This window comes from Bradyrhizobium sp. Ec3.3 (assembly GCF_000472925.1).
Taxonomy (GTDB): Bacteria; Pseudomonadota; Alphaproteobacteria; order Rhizobiales; family Xanthobacteraceae; genus Bradyrhizobium.
In genome coordinates, this window is record NZ_AXAS01000049.1 from 1 (window position 1) to 15,629 (window position 15,629).

Annotated in this window: 12 protein-coding genes; 6 read left to right on the forward strand and 6 right to left on the reverse strand. The window is 64.1% G+C overall.

Annotated features, from left to right (window positions below):
* Nucleotides 1–1,355 (reverse strand): HAMP domain-containing protein (locus YUU_RS0133905; protein WP_027526341.1); only part of this gene is annotated, 1,355 nt, incomplete at its 3' end.
* Between the two features lie 260 nt (nt 1,356–1,615).
* Here YUU_RS0133905 and YUU_RS0133910 point away from each other — a divergent pair.
* Both YUU_RS0133910 and YUU_RS0133915 read left to right on the forward strand, forming a co-directional pair.
* Nucleotides 1,616–2,782 (forward strand): FIST N-terminal domain-containing protein, encoded by a 1,167-nt coding sequence (locus YUU_RS0133910; RefSeq protein ID WP_027526342.1) that lies wholly within the window; start codon nt 1,616–1,618, stop codon nt 2,780–2,782.
* Complete coding sequence (locus tag YUU_RS0133915) at nt 2,779–4,137, forward strand: hybrid sensor histidine kinase/response regulator (protein ID WP_027526343.1); 1,359 nt, start codon at nt 2,779–2,781, stop codon at nt 4,135–4,137. The genes YUU_RS0133910 and YUU_RS0133915 overlap by 4 nt, the downstream gene beginning before the upstream one ends.
* A gap of 397 nt (nt 4,138–4,534) precedes the next feature.
* Here YUU_RS0133915 and YUU_RS0133920 read toward each other — a convergent pair whose 3' ends face one another.
* The 5 genes from YUU_RS0133920 to YUU_RS0133940 all read right to left on the reverse strand — a co-directional run bounded on the left by YUU_RS0133920 (nt 4,535) and on the right by YUU_RS0133940 (nt 9,924).
* Nucleotides 4,535–5,221 (reverse strand): response regulator transcription factor, encoded by a 687-nt coding sequence (locus YUU_RS0133920; protein WP_035664144.1) that lies wholly within the window; start codon nt 5,219–5,221, stop codon nt 4,535–4,537.
* Between the two features lie 103 nt (nt 5,222–5,324).
* Complete coding sequence (locus tag YUU_RS0133925; RefSeq protein WP_027526345.1) at nt 5,325–6,011, reverse strand: response regulator transcription factor; 687 nt, start codon at nt 6,009–6,011, stop codon at nt 5,325–5,327.
* 138 nt (nt 6,012–6,149) lie between these two features.
* Nucleotides 6,150–7,337, reverse strand: coding sequence for a c-type cytochrome (locus YUU_RS0133930; RefSeq protein ID WP_084801670.1), 1,188 nt, complete (start codon nt 7,335–7,337; stop codon nt 6,150–6,152).
* 127 nt (nt 7,338–7,464) lie between these two features.
* A complete protein-coding gene (locus YUU_RS0133935) occupies nt 7,465–9,180 on the reverse strand; it encodes a PQQ-dependent methanol/ethanol family dehydrogenase (protein ID WP_063621772.1) in 1,716 nt (571 codons plus the stop codon).
* Between the two features lie 294 nt (nt 9,181–9,474).
* Complete coding sequence (locus YUU_RS0133940; RefSeq protein ID WP_027526348.1) at nt 9,475–9,924, reverse strand: carbon monoxide dehydrogenase subunit G; 450 nt, start codon at nt 9,922–9,924, stop codon at nt 9,475–9,477.
* Nucleotides 9,925–10,432: 508 nt separating this feature from the next.
* Between YUU_RS0133940 and YUU_RS0133950 the strand changes: the two genes are divergently transcribed.
* From YUU_RS0133950 to YUU_RS0133965, 4 genes are all read left to right on the forward strand, one after another.
* Nucleotides 10,433–10,918, forward strand: a complete 486-nt coding sequence (locus YUU_RS0133950; protein WP_027526349.1) for a (2Fe-2S)-binding protein — start codon at nt 10,433–10,435, stop codon at nt 10,916–10,918.
* A gap of 83 nt (nt 10,919–11,001) precedes the next feature.
* Nucleotides 11,002–13,344: a xanthine dehydrogenase family protein molybdopterin-binding subunit gene (locus YUU_RS0133955; protein WP_027526350.1), complete on the forward strand. Its 2,343-nt coding sequence runs from the start codon at nt 11,002–11,004 to the stop codon at nt 13,342–13,344.
* Nucleotides 13,345–13,358: 14 nt separating this feature from the next.
* Nucleotides 13,359–14,159 (forward strand): xanthine dehydrogenase family protein subunit M, encoded by an 801-nt coding sequence (locus YUU_RS0133960; protein WP_027526351.1) that lies wholly within the window; start codon nt 13,359–13,361, stop codon nt 14,157–14,159.
* A gap of 204 nt (nt 14,160–14,363) precedes the next feature.
* Nucleotides 14,364–15,488, forward strand: coding sequence for a CaiB/BaiF CoA-transferase family protein (locus tag YUU_RS0133965; protein ID WP_027526352.1), 1,125 nt, complete (start codon nt 14,364–14,366; stop codon nt 15,486–15,488).
* Nucleotides 15,489–15,629: the final 141 nt, after the last annotated feature.

Here is a 15,629-nt window from a genome sequence, read left to right on the forward strand (position 1 = left end):
GAGACGCCGGCAACCTGGCTCGACAGCGTCTGCGTCGTCTCCGCGGTGCGGGTCAGCGTGGAGGCTGCCGATTCGAGCTGCACGGCTGAAGCCGACACGTTCGAAACGATGGCGCCGACCGCGGTCTCGAAATCATCGGCAAAGCGGATCAGCTCGGAGCGGCGCGCTGCGGCCGTCTCCCTGCTCTGGGCTTCGCTCGCCGCCGCATCGCGCTCGGCTTTCGCGACTGCCTGCATCTTGAACTCTTCGACCGCGCCGGCCATCTCGCCGATCTCGTCCTTGCGGCCGAGCCCCGGCAGCACGACCTCGAAATTGCCCGAGGCGAGCTCCCGCATCGCCTTGCACATCGCGATCATCGGCCGCGAGATGCCGGTGCCGAGCAGGAAGGCGAGGATGGCGCCGAGCAGCGTGCCGCCGGCAGCCAGCATCAGGATCAGATGTTCGGTCTGGTCGATGCTGGCCTCGGATTCTGTTTCCAGCCGCTGCTGCTCGGACACGAGATCAGCCTTCATCGCCGTGGCGCCCTGCATGATGGCGCCCGCCGAGCCGCTCATCTCGGTGACGAGGTCGTCGATCATCCTGGCATTGGCGACGAGCTTCTCCAGCGCTTCGCGATAGGCCGCAAGCAGGCCCTTGGCGTCCTTCAAGCCGGCGACGATCTTGTCGTCCATCGAATAGACCGCGTTGAGCGAATTCTCGACGAATTTCAGCCGCGCCAGCGCGTTTGCGGCAAGCGCCTGGTCGGAATTGAGGACGAAGTTGGTCGCCGCCGCGCTTGCGGTCTGGAACTGGGCATTGACTTGCTTGGTGCCGAATTCGATCGCCTGCGCCTCGGAATCGGAGGCGTTGTTGCCGATGTCGTCGAGCTTGTACTTGAGGAGGTTGGCGTTGCGCTGAAGCTGGTTCTCAACCAGGAGCGCGCTGTCGCGCTTGGCTTGCAGGATCTTGGCAAAGGTCGCGGAGAAGTTCGAAAACTCCTTGGCGAGCTTGCCGAGGCTTTCCAGCCGCGCCGGCCTCTCGGCGCCCTTGATGGCCTGATCGATGGCCTTCTTCAGGCCGGCTTCGGCCTCCAGCGCTACCTTGGCGTCATCTTCCTTTCCGGTGACGACGAAGTAGCGGGCGGCCGAACGATAGGCCAGCAGCTCGCGATCGATGTTGCGGGCGAGGTCAGCCTCGGAAACGCTGGCACGGTAGGAGCCGACGCCGGCCGAGACGCGCTCAAAGCCGAAATAGGCGAAGGCCATGCTGACGGCCGAGATGACGAGCACGGCGGCAAAGCCGAGAATGATCTTGGCGCGGAACTTCAGGGTCGGAAAAAATGTGCGCTTCGACTTCGACGCGGTACGCCCGGCCATTCCAACCCCCAACTTATGTTCTTGCAACATTCATGCGGCCCGGAAGCAGCCCCTCCCGAACCGATGCGGAAAATTAAGGCAGAAACGTCAAGGGGCGGTAAATTCGTCCGGCCTGCATCCTGCGTGGAGAAAGTTCCTGTCCAAGGCCGTCCGGGCGCCGTGTTGCGGCTAACCGGAAAACGCCTTACTCTTGGGGCACTTGTCGGGCACTTATCAGGCTCTTGGCGTAGACCGAGCCAGTCCTCGAGGGGAGAGACGGAGTGGGGCAAACCGATTTTCGGTTTGGCGGAGCGTCCGGCGTGGCCGTTGCCAAATCGAAGGCTGCGAGCGTCGATGAAGCCGTGGCCGAGCTCGCGGCCCAGCTCCCATCCGACGAGATGGCGCTGATCCTGGTCTTCCTCTCCCCTGCTTACGACCCCCATCACTTCATCACCGAGATCACCCGGCACTTCGATGACACCCAGGTCTGCGGTTGTACGACCGCTGGCGAGCTCGCCCCGGATGGCTGGGACGAGAACAGCGTCGTGGCGCTGGCGTTCAGCCGCGCCGACTTCTCGGCAGTAATCCGGCCCATTCTCAATCTCGACAGCTTCCGCGTCGAGGACGGCCGCAGGATCGGCGGCGAGCTCCGGCACGAGCTGCTGCGGGTCACCCCGCAGGTCGACCGTGGAAATCCCTTCGGCCTGGTCTTGATCGACGGCCTGTGCCGCCGCGAGGAAGCGGTGATGTCCGCCATCTATGCTTCACTCGACGACATCCCGGTCGTCGGAGGATCGGCGGGCGACGGGATGCGCTTCGAGAAGACCTGGGTGTTCTTCGACGGCAGGGCCCACACCAATGCCGCCCTCCTGATACTCCTGAACACGTCGCTGCCGTTCCGGGTCTTCAAGTGCGACAATTTCGAGCCGCGGCCGCAGAAGATGGTGGTCACCGAGGCCGACATCGAAAATCGAACGGTCAGGGAGCTGAACGCGGAGCCTGCGGCGAAGGAATATTCGCGCATGGTCGGGATCATGGACGCCAAACTCGACCCGTTCTCCTTCGCGTCCCACCCCGTACTGGTGCGCGTCGGCGGCTCCTATTACGCGCGATCGATCCAGCGCGTCGAACCGGACGGCTCCTTGCATTTCTTCTGCGCCATCGACGAGGGCATGGTGCTGACCGCTGCGACGTCGCGAAGCCTGGTCGGCTCGACGCGCGAGACCTTTGCCGAAATTCGCGATGAGATCGGAGACGTGTCGCTCTTCATCGGCTTCGAATGCCTGTTGCGCCGGCTGGATGCCGAGCAGCATCAGCTCGCCCGCGACATGTCCGAGCTGTACCGGCAGAACCGCGTCGTCGGCTTTCACACCTATGGCGAGCAGTTCGGCTCGATGCATGTGAACCAGACCTTCACGGGCGTCGCGATCGGAAGGCGCCCGTCGTGACGGAGACGTGGCAGGACCCTCAATCGGTCGAGCAGCTTCAGCGGGAAGCTGCGAAGCTGAAGAAGATCAATGCCGCGCTGATGTCCCGGGTCGAGCGCTCGATGGATCAGCAGCTCAATGCCTTCTCGCTGTTCGAGACGGCCATTGCGCTAGATCACCAGGTTCGCGACCGGACGCACCAGTTGCGCGAGGCGCTGCATTCGATCGAGCGCGCCAATGAGGGGCTCTACCGCGCCAAGCAGCAGGCCGAGGCCGCGAGCTCGCTCAAATCCTCTGTGCTGATCTCGGTCACCCACGACCTGTTGCAGCCGTTGAACGCGGCGCGCCTGACGCTGTCGGCGTTGACCGAGATGATGGAATCGCAGGAGGCGGGCCAGCTCATCGATCAGGTCGACCGCTCGCTGGTGACGCTGGAGGACCTGCTGCGCTCGCTGCTGGAGATCGCAAAGCTGGACGCCGGCGCGCTCAGGCCCGACGTGCGCGCTGTCGCGCTGGCACCCCTGTTCGAGCAGCTCCGCAACGAATTCGAGCCGATCGCCGCGCGGCAAGGTCTTTCCTTGCGCATCCGCACCTCACAGCTTGCGGTGACGTCGGATGCGATGATGCTGCGGCGGATCCTGCAAAACCTGCTTGCCAATGCGATTCGCTATACCCGCAGCGGCGGCGTCGTCATGGGATGCCGGCCGAGGGGGGAGCGCATCTGCGTTCAGGTCTCCGACACCGGGCCGGGAATTGCGCAGGCGCAGCAGGAAGCGATCTTCCGCGAATTCCAGCGTGGGGAAGCGAGCGCCACCGACCAGGCCGGTTTCGGGCTCGGCCTCTCCATCGTTCGCCGTTTCGCAACGGTGCTCGGACACGAGGTGCGGTTGTCATCGCAGGTCGGTCGGGGATCGACCTTTGCCCTCGAGCTGGAGCCGGCCGACCTCACTGAAGTCAGCGACGAGGTGCACGAGGTCAAGCTGGCCGAGCGGCACTATGGCGGGCTCGAAGGCGCCAAGATCCTGTTGATCGAGAACGATCCGAACGGCTCCGAGGCCATGGCCGCCCTGCTGGAAGGCTGGGGCTGCGACGTCGCGACCACGCGATCGGCCGCCGACGCATTGCTGCGCCTCAGCGAGCTCGGCGGCGCCCCCGATGCCGTGATCGCCGACCTCCATCTCGATCACGGCGAGAGCGGCCTGTCGGCCGTCGCCGACATCCGCCGGCATTTGCAGCTGGACGTGCCGGCCATGATCATCACGGCCGACTACTCCGAAAAGGCCGCGAAGGAAGCCAGCCTCCACGGGCTCGAGGTGCTGAAGAAGCCGATCAAGCCCGCCGAGATGCGCGCGCTGCTGTCGTTCCTGTTGACTTGAGGCGGGATGGATCGGGCTAATCGACCGGCCGTCACAAAATCCGCAAAATAACCCCATGCAAAGTAGAAGCGGGCGGCGGTGACGCCCTACGCTTTATCCGAAATCGCTTGACGCGTCGGGCAAATCACCGGCAAAAGCGTATCGTCGCGAAGAGCGGCATGGCTATCGCATACGGCGCTTGAGAAGCTGGTGAAAGCGCTCGGCCTCATGGTTCGAGACGCGCCGCGGGCGGTGCTCCTCACCATGAGGGTCAAAAATTTTCGCCGCGAAACAAGACCTCATCCTGAGGAGCCCGCAAAGGCGGGCGTCTCGACGGATGGGCCGCAAAGACGTCGCTCACCCACGGTCCTTACGGCGGAGCGAGGGAGACAATTGAGACCCAATCGCGGCCGTCCCGTTACTCCGACTGCGCGCGATCGTGCTTCGCTCCCGCCCGGTCGCTTGCCAGCGTCGCGAAATCTATGCGGGACATTTCGACGATCGCCTTGGTGCGGCTCAGCACGTTGAGCTTGCGCAGGATGTCGGAGACGTGGACCTTCACGGTGGTCTCCGAGATCTTCAGCTCATAGGCGATCTGCTTGTTCTGCAGGCCGCGCTTGAGCATTTCGAGGACGCGCAATTGCTGCGGCGTCAGATCGTGCAGGCGCTTGATGAGATCCTGCGCGGGGCCGGCGGCGCGTTGCGCACGTGTCGCACGATAAGCGCCGGGGACGCAGACCGCGCCGCGCAGCACCTCGCCGATCGACTGCGCAAGATCCTGCTTGGACGAGGATTTGAGGATGTAGCCGGCGACGCCGAGCGACAATGCGCCGGAAATGATCTGCGGATCCTGATGCCCGGATACGATGACGACGGGAATTTTGGGAAACGCCTTGCGGATGCGGATGATGCCTGAAAGACCCGTCGTGCCCGGCATCGACAGATCGAGGAGAATGAGATCGAGCCCAGATGTCGTCGACAACAGCTCCAGCGCGCCGTCGATCGAGATCGCCTGAACGATATCGGCCTCGGGCGCCACCATCTGTAGCGCCCCTTCGAGCGCCTCGCGAAACAGCGGATGGTCTTCGACAATCAGAAATCGCATCACGCGTGAGCCATTCCTAAGATGTTGCCGGGTCCAACGTTGAGATGAGAATGCCTCAGCCGAGCCCAACCGGGTTGATCCAGGTCAACAACGAGAGCGCGCATTATTGCGGCCTGCCGCGATCGGCCCGCGCATAGGGCCGGCCCTTGGGATCGGGTAGGTCCATCTTGCCGATCTCGATGATCGCCTTGTTGCGGCTGAACAGGCCGAGCTTGCGCAGGATCTCGGTGATGTGCGCCTTCACGGTGGACTCCGCAAGCTGAAGTTCCTGGGCGATCTGCCGGTTCGGATAGCCGCGGCGCAGGAGGTCGAGCACGCGAAGCTGCTGCGGCGTCAGCTCGCGCAGCTTGACCGCGAGCGCCTTGCTGGTGTCGGCGCGGCGCCGCTGCGGCGTCGCGACAAAATCCTTCGGCACTGAGACCGATCCGCTCAGCACACCCTCGATCGATTGCGCGAGCTCGCGTTTCGACGTCGACTTCGGCAGATAGCCGGCAGCGCCCAGCGCCAGCGCCTCGCGGACGACGTGCTGATCCTCCTCGCTCGACACGATGGCGACCGGCAGGCGCGGATAGGTCTCGCGCAGGCGGAGAAAGCCGGAGAAGCCGGTCGCATCCGGCAGCGAGAGATCGAGCAGCGCGAGGTCGATGCCCTGTTCGGCCGAGAGGATATGCAGGGCGTCCTCGATCGACATCGCCTCGAAGATCCGCGCCTCCGGCAATGCCAGCCGCACCGCATTGCCGAGCGCCTCGCGAAACAGCGGATGATCGTCGATGATCAGGAAGCTGGTCATGGCGCCTTCCCAAGAGTCGATCGCACAAGACTTCACCGCAGGAGCGGAAGCGGTGCATTCCTGCGGCGACCGTCCGGCACCGGGAGGATGCCGGATGGACGCTACCACATCCTCCCGATCGCGTCCGGTCAAGATCGTTCAGTCGTTCGATTCGGACTGGACCGTCAGCAGGAAGGAATAGATGTTGTCGAATTGATCGTCCGTGAAGACTTCCTTCCAGGCCGGCATGCCCTTGGCAGGCCGTCCTTCATGCACGGTGGTCCAGTATTTCTCGCGCATCTCGTCGCCGTAGCGGTGACGCAGCAGCCGCAGATCGATCTTCTTCTCGCTCTGGATCGCGTCGGGACCGTGACAATGTGCACAGGTGCCGTTGAAGATCTCCTTGCCCGTGCCGACGGCCTCGGCGCTTGGCGCGGCCGCCTCGCCCTTGGTCTCGGTCGCCACCACGTTGGCGATCTCAGTCACCCGGGCTCCGGTTCCCGTTCCCGTCGTTACTCCCGCCGGCACCGCCTGGGCGCCGAAGCGAACCGGTTGGCCGGTCGGCAAGCCGTATTTCACCGCGAGATCGGCGATCGTCTTCTGAAGCTGCGGCAGGATGGCATCGACGCGATCGCGGAGCTCCGTCGACGTCTTCGCGAAGCCGATGGCCGCGTCCCATGACAAGCCTTCGCCTTCGGTGAGCTCGATCTGATAGCGATCGCGGTAGGTGGTCTTGTTCAGCCAGCCGGCGACAGGCCCCCAGATGAAGGCGACGTCGGCCTTGCCCTGGTCGAGCGCCTGCATGCCTTCCTCGGGCGACAGCACGGTCACCTTCTGGATGTCATCGCGGCTCGCGAGCAGGTTTTGCGGCGTGCTGGCGAACTGCACGGCGACGCGCCTGCCCTTGAGGCCTTCGACGCCGCCGATCGCCTGTCCCTTCGCCGCCACGAGGGCATAGCCTTCCTTTGCGAAAGTGTTGGAGAAGATCACGGCCGGTCCCATGAAGTCCTCGGAGCGCGGCAGGCCGATCATGGCGTCGCATTGCTTGCCGAGCAGCGTGACGCGCACGGTGCGCTTGCCGAAATAGGATTTGTACCAGTCATACGCGATCGGCTGGCCGAGCGCCTGCGCCAGGGCCTGCCCGATCTCGACATAGAAGCCCGGCTGCGACGCACCGTCGCTCGAAAACGGCAGATTGGTCGGATCGGCGCAGAGCCGGAACGGCTGCGCCTCGTCCGCGTGAGCCGTTGCGATGGGCGCGGTCATCGCGGACGCTGCGACCCATGCGACCAGCGCTGTCATGGCGCGATTTCGGCTCTTGCCGCTTCCAAGATGATTCCGGCGCATCCTCATCTCCCGTAGTTGGGACTTGTTGGACCAGGCGTTGCGGCACGAGGCATCAACCGATGCCGCAACGATCGTCTGGAAAAAGCGCGCGCGTATCTCGTCACCTCTGAGATACGCGCGCGAGTGGTCACTGGACGGAGAACACGAAGAGCGAACCGCCCTCGGGAGCTGCGGCCGTCATCTTCCCGCCGATGCCGCCCAGGAATGCGGGCATCGCAGCGGTGCGACCGACGACGATGGCCACATATTGCTTGCCGTCGACCTGATAGGTCACGGGACCTGCACCAATGCCGGAGCCGAGATTCTTGCTCCAGAGCACCTTACCGGACTTCGCATCGATGGCGCGGAAATCGCCATGGATGTTACCGGCAAACACCAGGCCGCCAGCCGTGGTCAGCGTGCCACCGTTGAACGGCAGGTCTTCCTTGATGGACCAGACCTTCTTCTGCGCGACCGGATCCCAGGCCACGAGCTCGCCCATGAAGCCGCCGGGGCCTTCCTTGGGCGGGAACTCACCACCCAGATAGAACACGCCGCGCTTGTAGGAAATGTCGCTCACCGACCAGTCCATGCAAACATTGTTGGACGGGATGTAGACGAGACCGGTCTGCGGATTGAACGACATCGGCTGCCAGTTCTTGCCGCCGATCAGGTTCGGACAGACGTCCTTGATGGGATGGCCTGGTCCCGGACGCTTCTCGGGGTCTTCGACCGCACGCATGGTGGCGACGTCCCACTTCTGCGCCCAGTTCGAGAAGACATATTTTTCTGCCGAAAGAACCTTGCCGGTCTCGCGGTTGGCGACGAAAAAGAAGCCGTTGCGATCCGCCTTCATCAGCGCCGGAACGTTGCTGCCGCCGATATTGAGGTCGGCGAGCACGGCCTCGTTGACGCCGTCATAGTCCCAGGCATCGGCCGGCGTGGTCTGGATGTGCCACTTGATCCTGCCGGTGTTGGGGTCGAGGGCGAGCGTGGACGCCGTATAGAGATTGGTCAGCTTGCCGAAATCGCCATTGCCCGTCGAGCGGACAGCCGAGTTCCACGGAGCGGGATTGCTGGTACCCCAATAGACCGTATCGCTCTTGGGATCATAGGAGCCGACCAGCCAGGCCGCACCGCCGCCGTGTTCGGCGGAGTCGCCCTTCCAGGTGTCGCCGCCTGGTTCGTCCGGTTTGGGGACGGTGAAGGTCTGCCACATCTGCTTGCCAGTGTTGATGTCGAACGCGAGCAGCGCGCCGCGCACGCCATACTCGCCGCCGCCGAAGCCTGTGATGACCCTGTCGCGAACGACGAGCGGCGGCGAAGTGATGACCGAACCCTGCTTGTAGTCGACCACCTTGGCGGTCCACAGCGACTTGCCGGTCGCAGCATCGAGCGCCGTCAGCTTGCCGTCGAGGCGGCCGACGAAGATCTTGCCGTCGGCGTAGGTGACGCCGCGATTGTTCACGTCGCAGCAGGCGTATTGCAGCACGTCATCGGGAATGTCGGGCTCCCAGGTCCATTTGCGCGCGCCGGTCGCGGCATCGAGCGCGTAGACGTATTTCGGGCCCCAGGAGCTCGAGACGTAGAGCGTGTTGCCGATCACGATCGGCGAGGATTCGTTCGAGCGCAGCGACGCCAGCGAGAACGAATAGGCGAGCGTCAGCTTGCCGGCGTTCTCGGTGTTGATCTGATTGAGCGGGCTGAAGCGCGTGTTGCCATAGTCGTGGCCGGAAACCGCCCACTGGTTCGCATCGGATTGCGCCTTGAGCACCGAGTCGTTGGCGCGAACGCCCGACGTGCTGGCGGCCAGCATCGCAATCATCGAAATGCCAGCCAAAAAGCCCTTCGTTCCAAAGGTCATGTATTCCCTCCGCGGTGTTGGTGTGCACGCCATGTTGGGCGCCTGAGCGCGCTGCGCTCGTGATGCGCAGTTTGTCTGCGATCCATCGTTGGAAATTACAGCATCGGCTTGGCGCGCTTAGTATAGGCGGAAGGTAGTAGTGCAAATCACTGGCGGCGTTTGCCGCTCATCTCGTTGTCGACGCTCGCGTCTTGCCATTATTTTGCAGCTCGCAATGCGCGATCGGATTTGCGGCAACATCGTGCCGCGATCCGATCGTTGCACCTGACGTCGCGCGTCGATCACCTGCGTCAATCACGATGATGGCGCTACCACAGTCGCAAAGCTCTCGAAGAAATTCGCGGCCAGCTTCTTCGACGTCGAATCGATCAGCCGCGAGCCGAGTTGCGCGAGCTTGCCGCCGATCTGCGCGTCGGTCTCGTAGTGCAGGATGGTGACGTCGGGCGATTCTTCCTCGAGCCTGACTTTCGCGCCGCCCTTGGCGAAACCTGCGACGCCGCCGGCGCCTTCGCCGATGATGCGATAGCCGTTGGGCGCGTCGATATCGGCCAGCGTCACCTTGCCGCTGAACGTCGCCTTCACCGGACCAACCTTCAGCACCACGGTTGCCGTCATTTCCGTCGGCGATGCCATCTCGAGCGATTGGCAGCCGGGAATGCAGCGCCTGAGAATGTCGGGATCGTTGAGCGCAGCCCACACCTTGGCCTTCGACGCCGGGATCCGCTGACTGTCGTTCATCTGCATCGCTTCCACCCTCCTGTTTGCTTGTAGGGCTCGACTAGGGGGTGGCGTCCGCTTTCGATCAATCGCCAGCAAGTACTAGGGCGCCCCAATCGCCGCGACGGCCGGACCCTGCCAGAGGCGCCTCCAATAAAATCAATGACTTAGCTCGCAAAAACCTACTACCAAGATCGCGATTACAAAGCCGTGAGCGCGTGCTCCTATTCGCTCAACGAACAAGGCATCAAAGGGAGAAACGACGCGCGACAGGGCTGAGGTCCGAGCGCGAGCGACGTCGCGCGGCGGCATGGAAGGCACGCCGACGCAGGCGCGAAGCAGATCTTTCCGAAAGCGTCTCACGGGCCGCGCCACGCAGCTGGCGGCGGCACGAAACGTCATGATCGAATCGCGCACCTTCGACTGGCCGCGATGACCTTTCCATGACGCGCGGTCCCCAAAATCCCAGTTGCAAAGTTCCGTTCGCGCTGTCTCTAATTGGAATAACGACAAAACACATATGGGAGGTACTCACGTGTCTACAGTCAAACTGACAGTGAACGGCAAGGCTGTCTCTGTCGATGTCGAGGACCGCACGCTGCTGGTCCATCTCTTGCGCGATCACCTCAACCTCACCGGCACCCATGTCGGCTGCGACACCAGCCAGTGCGGCGCCTGCGTCGTGCATATCGACGGCCGCGCGGTAAAATCCTGCACCATGCTGGCAGGCCAGGCCGACGGCGCAAACGTCACCACGATCGAAGGTCTTGCCAAGGGCGACGAACTGCACCCGATGCAGGCGGCGTTCCGCGATAATCACGGTTTGCAGTGCGGCTACTGCACGCCGGGCATGATCATGTCGGCGGTCGACATCGTGCAGCGCCACGGTGGCCAGCTCGATGAAGCCACCGTCCGCCACGAGCTCGAAGGCAATATCTGCCGCTGCACCGGTTACCACAACATCGTGAAGGCGGTGCTGGATGCCGCCGGCCGCATGAAGGTCGCGCAGGCCGCCGAGTAAGCGGCGACCTCGCCTAATCGAGCAACCGCCGCAGCTTTCGATGGAAAGCGCGGTCAAACAAATTCCGGTCGGGAGGACAGGACATGGGTGTTGAAGGCATCGGCGCAAGCGTTGTGCGCAAGGAAGACAAGCGTTTCATTACCGGCAAGGGCCGGTATGTCGACGACGTCAAGCTACCGGGCATGACGTATGCCCATTTCATCCGCAGCCCCCACGCGCACGCCAAGGTGAAAGGCATCGACGCCTCCGCGGCGTTGAAGCTGCCGGGCGTGGTCGCGGTGCTCAACGGCAAGCAGATCGTCGACGACAAGGTCGGCAACCTCATCTGCGGCTGGGCCATCACCTCCAAGGATGGCAGCCCGATGAAGATGGGCGCATGGCCGGCGATGGCGCCGGAAACGGTGCGCTTCGTCGGCCAGGCGGTCGCGGTCGTGATCGCCGAAAGCAAGAACCTGGCGCGTGACGCCGCCGAAGCCGTGGTCGTCGACTACGAGGAACTGCCCGCTGTCGCGAACGTGACCGACGCGATCAAGGCCGGCGCACCTCAACTCCATCCCGAGGCACCCGGCAACCAGATCTATGACTGGGTCATCGGCGACGAGAATGCCGTGAACGACGCCTTCTCGAAGGCGGCCAATGTGGTGAAGCTTGACCTCACCAACAACCGCCTCGCGCCGAACCCGATGGAGCCGCGCTCGGCGGTTGCCGACTACAACGAGGCGGAAGAGCATTTCACGCTCTACACGACATCGCAGAATCCGCATGTCGCGCGGCTCGTGCTGTCGGCCTTCTACAACATCGCGCCCGAGCACAAGCTGCGCGTGATCGCACCCGATGTCGGTGGCGGCTTCGGCTCCAAGATCTACATCTACCCCGAGGAGATGGTGGCGCTGTGGGCGTCGAAGAAGACCGGCCGTCCGGTGAAGTGGACCGGCGACCGCACCGAGGCCTTCCTCACCGACGCGCATGGTCGCGACCATGTCACGCATGCGGAGATGGCGTTCGACGCCAACAACAAGATCACCGGCCTGAAGGTCAAAACCTACGCCAATTTCGGCGCCTATATGTCGCTGTTCTCCTCGGCGGTGCCGACCTATCTCTACGCGACGCTGCTGTCGGGCCAGTACGACATCCCGGCGATCCATGCCGAGGTGATCGCCGTCTACACCAACACCACGCCGGTCGATGCCTATCGCGGCGCGGGCCGGCCCGAGGCGAGCTACCTGGTCGAACGGATGATGGAGACGGCGGCACGGCAACTGAATGTCGATCCTGCCGCGCTGCGCAAGACGAACTTCATCACCCAGTTCCCGCATCAGACGCCGGTCATCATGGCCTATGACACCGGCGACTTTAATGCTTCGCTCGATGCAGCCATGAAAGCGATCGACTATGCCGGCTTCGCAGGCCGCAAGGCGCAGGCGAAGGCCCAAGGCAAGCTGCGCGGCATCGGCGTCTCCTGCTACATCGAGGCCTGCGGCATCGCTCCGTCGAAGGCGGTCGGCAGCCTGGGCGCCGGCGTCGGCTTGTGGGAATCGGCCGAGGTACGCGTCAACCCGGTCGGCACCATCGAGGTCCTGACCGGTTCACACAGCCACGGCCAGGGCCATGAGACGGCGTTCGCTCAGCTCATTTCGGAACGCTTAGGGGTTCCGATCAGCCAGGTCTCGATCGTCCATGGCGACACCGACAAGGTGCAGTTCGGCATGGGCACCTACGGCTCGCGCTCCGCGGCCGTCGGTCTCACCGCGATCCTGAAAGCGATGGAGAAGGTCGAGTCCAAGGCCAAGAAGATCGCGGCCCATCAGCTCGAAGCCTCGGAAGCCGACATCGTCATCGAGAATGGCGAGTTCAAGGTCACCGGCACCGACAAGTCGATCGCGCTGCCGATGGTCGCGCTCGCGGCCTATACGGCGCACAATCTACCTGACGGGATGGAGCCGGGCCTGAAGGAAAGCGCCTTCTACGACCCCTCCAACTTCACCTTCCCGGCCGGCGCCTACATCTGCGAGCTCGAGGTCGATCCCGCCACTGGCAAGACGTCGTTCGTCAACTTCGTGGCGGCCGACGATTTCGGGCGCCTGATCAATCCGATGATCGTCGAGGGCCAGGTCCATGGCGGCCTCGCACAAGGCATCGGCCAGGCGCTGCTCGAGCACGCCGTCTATGACGCCAACGGACAGCCGATCACGGCCTCGTTCATGGATTACACCATGCCGCGCGCCGACGATCTGCCGTCGTTCAAGCTCAGCCACACCACGACCCTTTGTCCCGGCAATCCGCTCGGCATCAAGGGCTGCGGCGAGGCCGGCGCGATCGGCGCGTCCGCGGCCGTGATCAACGCGATCACGGACGCGATCGGCAAGAACAATTTGGAAATGCCCGCGACCCCTGACCGGGTGTGGCGCACGATCCACGCGGCTTAAGAGGAGGAACGAAGATGTACCAGACCACTTATCATCGTGCCTCCTCTGTCGACGAGGCAGCCGCGCTGTTCGCCAAGGGCAGCGAGGCAAAATATCTCTCCGGCGGCCAGACGCTGCTGCCGGTGATGAAGCAGCGGCTCGCCAGCCCCTCCGACGTGATCGACCTTGCGAAGATCAAGGAGCTGATCGGCGTTGATGCCTCCGGCGACACGCTGACCATCAAGGCCGCGACGCCGCATTACGACGTCGCGACCAGCGACGCCGCGATGAAGGCGATCCCGGCGGTTGCGTATCTGGCCTCACTGATCGGCGATCCCGCGGTGCGCTATCGCGGCACGATCGGCGGCTCGCTCGCCAACAACGATCCGGCCGCCGACTATCCGGCCGCCGTGCTGGCGCTGGGTGCGACGATCAAGACCAACAAGCGCTCGATCGCGGCGGACGACTACTTCAAGGGCCTGTTCGCGACCGCCCTTGAGGACGGCGAGATCATCACCGCCGTGTCGTTCCCGGTTCCGGCGAAGGCGGGTTACGCCAAATTCCCGCACCCGGCCTCGCGCTTCGCACTGACCGGCGTGTTCGTTGCCCAGACCAAGTCGGGCGACGTCCGGGTGGCCGTGACCGGCGCCTCGCAGAGCGGCGTGATGCGCGTTGGCGCGATCGAAGCCGCGCTCAAGGCGAACTGGGCGGCGTCAAGCATCGACGGCGTGACGATCCCGGCAAGCGGCTTGCTCTCCGATCTGCACGGCTCGTCCGACTACCGCGCCAATCTGATCAAGGTGATGGCGCAGCGCGCGGTGGCCGCCGCGGGCTGATCGCGCTTTAGCGTCTCGACGCAAATTTTCCGCGGCGCGCAGCAATGCGCGCCGCTTTTATTATGCGCCCATGCATCAAAAGCGCTTGCCTCGTCGGGTCGAAGGCGAGAAAATTTAATCGACGGATTAACTCGCCCCGCAGAGGAACGTCCAACGGGTGCCGCGTCTCGCGCGCCCGTCTTGCGACCCCGAGGAAACAACAACGTGCTCGATCAATCAGCCCAGGAAAGATCAGAAGGCTCCTCCGTCCGCGCCTCCGGCCCGCTCGCAGGTTTCCGCATCGTCGAATTCGCGGGCATCGGCCCCGGCCCCTTCGCCTGCATGCTGCTCGCCGACATGGGCGCCGAGGTCGTCACGCTCGATCGCGTCGGCGCGAAGAAGAGCATGAAGTCGGTGGCCGGCCGCGGCCGCAAGGTGATCGAGCTCGACCTGAAGGACAAGGGCGCAATCGCGCAGGTTCTCGACCTGCTCGCCAACGCGGACGCGCTGATCGAAGGTTTCCGTCCCGGCGTGATGGAGCGGCTCGGGCTCGGACCCGATGTCGTGCTCGCGCGCAACCCAAAGCTCGTCTACGGCCGCATGACCGGCTGGGGCCAGGAAGGACCGCTCGCGAATGCCGCGGGCCACGACATCAACTACATCTCCATTACCGGCGCGCTGGCCGCGATCGGCACGAAGGATGCGCCGGTGCCGCCGCTCAACCTGGTCGGCGATTTCGGCGGCGGCGCGCTTTATCTCGTGGTCGGCGTGCTCGCGGCGCTCCTGGAAGCGCAAAGGTCCGGCAAGGGCCAGGTGGTCGACACCGCGATGTGCGACGGCGCGGCCTCGCTGATGTCGTTCTTCTTCGACATGGCCGCGATGGGCCGCTGGACCGAAGGCCGCGACCAGAACTTTCTCGATGGCGGCGCGCATTTCTACGGCGTCTACGAATGCGCCTGCGGCCATTTCATCTCGATCGGCTCGATCGAGCCGCAATTCTACGCGCTGCTGCGGCAACACGCCGGGCTCACCGACGCCGATTTCGAGGCACAGATGGACCGCAAGGCCTGGCCGGCGCTGAAGGAGAAATTGAAGGCCGTCTTCAAGAGCAAAACGCGCGAGGACTGGTGCAGGATCATGGAAGGCACCGACATCTGCTTCGCGCCGGTGCTGACGATGTCGGAAGCCACCGAGCATCCGCACATGGTCGCGCGCAACGTCTTCATCGAGCGCCACGGCGTGAAGCAGCCGGCGCCCGCGCCGCGGTTCTCGCGCACGCCGTCAGTGGTTCGCGAGCCGGAAGCGGCGGACATTGGGACGGTGACGAGCGCGTGGAAGGCGGGGCGGTAGCGGCGCTGCCGCCGCACTCCCCGCTCGTCGTCCCGGGGCGCGCGAAGCGCGAGCCCGGGACCCATAACCACAGGAAGTGGTTTGACGAAGACTCTGGGTTACCGCTTTCGCGCCACAACCACTCCCTGGGGTTATGGGTCC